General features: G+C 45.6%; 2 protein-coding genes. Both read right to left on the reverse strand.

Translation table 11 applies throughout. The annotated features are described in order from the left end of the window. Positions 1-89: 89 nt before the first annotated feature. Complete coding sequence (locus QUA50_RS29020) at positions 90-2,921, reverse strand: PAS domain S-box protein (protein WP_333262676.1); 2,832 nt, start codon at positions 2,919-2,921, stop codon at positions 90-92. Positions 2,922-2,962: 41 nt separating this feature from the next. Further along, complete coding sequence (locus QUA50_RS29025; RefSeq protein WP_333298607.1) at positions 2,963-4,039, reverse strand: BMP family protein; 1,077 nt, start codon at positions 4,037-4,039, stop codon at positions 2,963-2,965. Positions 4,040-4,250: the final 211 nt, after the last annotated feature.

Raw genomic sequence — 4,250 nt, forward strand, 5'->3', positions numbered from 1 at the left:
GGTGGGGCGTCCCGCCCGTCCTTTTTGGACGGGCGGGACGCCCATCCCACAACAAACATGAAAAGTGGAAGTTATTTAATTCTCATTCCTTATTTACCCACAAGTGCTACAGCACCGCTTTGCAAAACAGGAATTTCAATGCGGAACTCTGCTCCTTGATGGGGTTGAGAAAAGCACTGGAGGAAGCCACCGTGCTTATCAACTACAATTTGATAGCTGATGGATAGCCCTAATCCAGTTCCTTTACCAATTGGTTGGGTGGTGAAGAAGGGATTGAACACCTGTTGTCTAACAGTTTCCGTCATCCCCGGCCCATTGTCTTGAACTTGAATCACCACGTTTTTAGAACAACCTGGCTCAGTTTCGTTGGTGACTAGCTTAGTCCGAATAGTGATGCGACTGGGATTTGTTTGGATGTCTTTTCGAGAACGCTGATTGTCGTAGTTTTCTAAAGCATCGATCGCATTTGCCAGAATATTCATAAAGACTTGGTTCAACTGTCCGGCATAGCACTCTACCAGCGGTAAGTCGCCGTACTCTTTAACAATTTCAATAGCAGGACGATCCGGTTTTGCCTTCAGTCGATTTTGCAAAATCATCAATGTGCTGTCAATTCCCTCGTGGATATCAACTGGCTTCATGTCTGCCTCATCCAGCCGCGAGAAGTTTCGCAGCGACAGGACAATTTCACGAATGCGATCGGCTCCCACCTTCATTGAACTCAGCATTTTGGGCAAATCTTCACTAATGTAGTCCAGCTCGAACTCTTCAATTTTTTCCTGAATTTGAGTATTAGTTGGATAGGTTTGCTGGTAAAGCTGAATCAACTCTAGTAAATTTTGCGTGTATTCGGCAGTATGGATCAGGTTGCCATAGATAAAGTTGACTGGATTATTAATTTCGTGAGCAACACCAGCAACCAGTTGCCCCAAACCTGACATTTTCTCTGCCTGAAGAAGCTGTGCCTGAGTTTGCTGTAAGGTTTTGAGTGCAACCTCAGCTTCCTCTTTTGCTTGCCTTAATGCAGCTTCGGCTTGCTTGCGCTCAGTAATATCCAGTGCCAAGGATGCAACTCCAATAATATTTCCACCATCCCCTACTAAAGGCGTATTGAACCATTCGCAAATAATGGTTTTGCCGTTTTTTGTAAAATTTTCGTTGACGCTGTAGATTCCTTGGGTGTACATCAACAACTCGTTCATAATTCGATCGACCACCTTTCTGGCAGACGCAGGCACAATTAATTCTGCCGCATGGTGTCCGATCGCCTCTTTGGCCGTGTAACCAAAAATCTGCTCTGCCGCTGGATTCCAGGCAGTGACTTGAAAGTTTAAATCCCATTCCACCACTGCCAGTGCAGTTTGGCGGAATAGAAAAGATAGCCGCTGTTCCGACGCTTTGAGTTCTTCTTCTGCTTGTTTCCGTTGAGTAATGTCAATCCCTGTTTTGATGATGTACTCAATTTCACCTCGATCGTCCACTAAAGCAGTATCTGACCAAGCAATGAGCCTAAGTTGTCCATCTTTACTCGCCCAACTTCCTTCATACTGCTGGGGAAAATTACCAGATTGTAAAGACTCAAAAGCAGTTTTGGCTTGTCCTGCTAAGTCTGAGTTTGGGAACAATTCCCAAATGTAGCGCCCCTTCACTTCACTAAACGAGTAATGAGTCGTTTGTTCGCAAGCTCGGTTAAAGCGAACGATTTGTCCCTGCGGGTCGAGAACAACTACCAGGGCCCCTGCAATTTCAAGAATAGCTGAAACGAAATTGCGTTCCACTTCAACAGCTTTAATCAGTTCCTCTAACTGAGTTGCCATATTGTTAAAGGCGATCGCCAATGTCCCCAATTCGTTTTGGCTGTGGATGTTGACCCGCGTATCTAATTCCCCCGCACTGAGTTCAGTAGCTGCCGCGGTTAAGCGCTCTAGCGGCACCACAATTTGCCGAATAAATAGAAAGCCAATGCCAACAGCGACGATCGTCACCACCGCCAATGAGCCTGCCATAACTGAGAGCATTTGGTAAACGGGAGCATACGCCTCAGCCGTTGGCAGTTCTACCACCACAGTCCAATTGACGCTCCGAATTAAGGTACTCGCTCCCAATACTTGTATCTGCTTTAGACCCTGATAAACGTTAAGGCGCTTAATATCTTCGGATGCTTTCAAAAATTGAAAAAAGGGACGCTTAGAAATATCTTGAAGTTGAAACGTTTCTGGCTTACTACCCTTTTGAGCAATGAGAAAATTACGCTCATCGACTACATAAACATAACCCGTCTTGCCAACCTCCGTTTGGGAAACAATAAACCAGAGAAAGTTGAGATTTATCTGCGCTAATAGCACCCCATCCACCTCATCTCTGTCATTCCGAATCGGAACCGCCATAATGGTTGTTAGTTGGTTGGTTTGAGGATTAATTTCTACAGGACTCACATAATCTTCCTGTTGTTTGAAGGCACGAATAAACAGTGGCGAATTGGCTGGATTTTCTAACTTGAGCGGTTCGTAGGGTGAAACTGACGCGACAACTTGTCCCTTCCGGTTCAAAATGGCAACGGCTTTATAAGCATCATTATGACGAATCAACCCTTCCAACAGGCTCTGTTGCGCTTGAGGTTGAAAGTTTGTGAGTCCTTTGACCCTAGCTAAATAGCTCAGTTTTCGTTTCAAGTCATCTAGATAATTATCAATCTGCCCTCCTGCTGTCTGGCTGCGCGCTTCTTGGAGCGATCGCGATTGCTGGATCTGCGCCTGAAAGCTGAGGTAGATCAGCAAGCCACCTGTGGGCAGCAAGCTCAGGAGAACCAACAATATCAAACCATAGCGAAGCTGATGTGCAATAGAAAAGAAGCGTTGCCAGGGATGTGAAGGGGAGCTTTTGGCGATCGGCAGAGCGCGATCGTTGCGTTGATTTTTCATCGGACTTAGGCTCAATATTGGTAAATCAATTAATCGGCGCACTAAGGAGAAACATCAATTTGGCCAGTCGTCACAGCATCTCGGATCGTCTTGAAAGTGTCCTCTTCCTGAGACGTGAGAGTGCCACGGAAAGGAGCAAAGTCATAGATTTTTTCCTTGAGCCCAAACTTGTAAAGTTTTCCTTCCCAGCGACCTTGCTGGGTTAACACTGCCACATTTAGCACCAGATTGGGAATGTCCTGCAGAACGCTAGTTAGGACTTTGCCGGGAGCAAGTTCGTACTGATCCTTTGACCAACCAATCACAAAGACTCCTGGCTTTTGCGTAACGGCTTTTAGGGCGGCAAACCCTGCCTCATCTGCGTTGATTGCCAAAACATCTACTCCAGAGGCAACCATATCCGTTGCGACTTTGGTGGCTTTGTCCGTATCACTCCAAGAGTTGAGAAAAGCAGTCGAGGGTTGAACGGAGGGATTCGTTGCTTTCACTCCCCGCCTAAACAATGCTTCTTCTTCTTTGTAAACCGGATAAGGTTCACCCACAATATAGCCAACTTTATTGCTTTTGGTCTTCATGGCAGCCAAAGCGCCTGTGAGGTATCCCACCTCACCCGATCGAAAGGCAACAGCCCCCAAATTTTGGTTATTCCCTGGATACGTGGTAACCAGGGCAAATTTCGTTCGCGGAAATTCTTTAGCGACCTTTTCGGCAGCTTTGATATAGGCACCACTGCATGCAATTACCAGGTCATAGCCTGACTGGGCATATTTGCGAATGACAGCTTCACTATGTTCACTGTCAATACTGCCAGTAAAGTCTACCCGAGCATTATATTTATCTTTGATGAGATTCAATCCTTCAAAGCAAGCTTGATCCCAACTGTTGTTATCTTTAGGTCCTGTCGCGACCAATGCCACTCTAAAGCTGCTAGAGGTACTTGCTTCAGGGGAAGAGTTTACGTTCGGAGTCGATCGATTGCAACCGATCGCAAAAAATAGAGCTAGAGCCACCAGAGTCATTTGTTTGAAAAGAGATTGAATTCGCATAATAGCTTTTCGCAGCAATATTACTTTTTCTACGCCGATAAATTTGTTGAAGGGTATCTCACCAATCTTCACAACTATTACTCTCGCTCGCATTTAATGACTCTGACAGATTCAGCGTCACACTCATTTAAGCTCAAAAACGAGTAAGGACACGGCACTGCCGTGTCCTTACAACTCTAACCTGCAATTAATCGAATTTGTTTGCTCTTAGGATCGCGAATTAAATAACTTACAATTTTAATTGTTATTGTGGGATGGGCGTCCCGCCCGTCCAAAAAGGACG

The organism is Microcoleus sp. M2_D5 (assembly GCF_036701935.1).
Taxonomy (GTDB): Bacteria; Cyanobacteriota; Cyanobacteriia; order Cyanobacteriales; family Microcoleaceae; genus Microcoleus.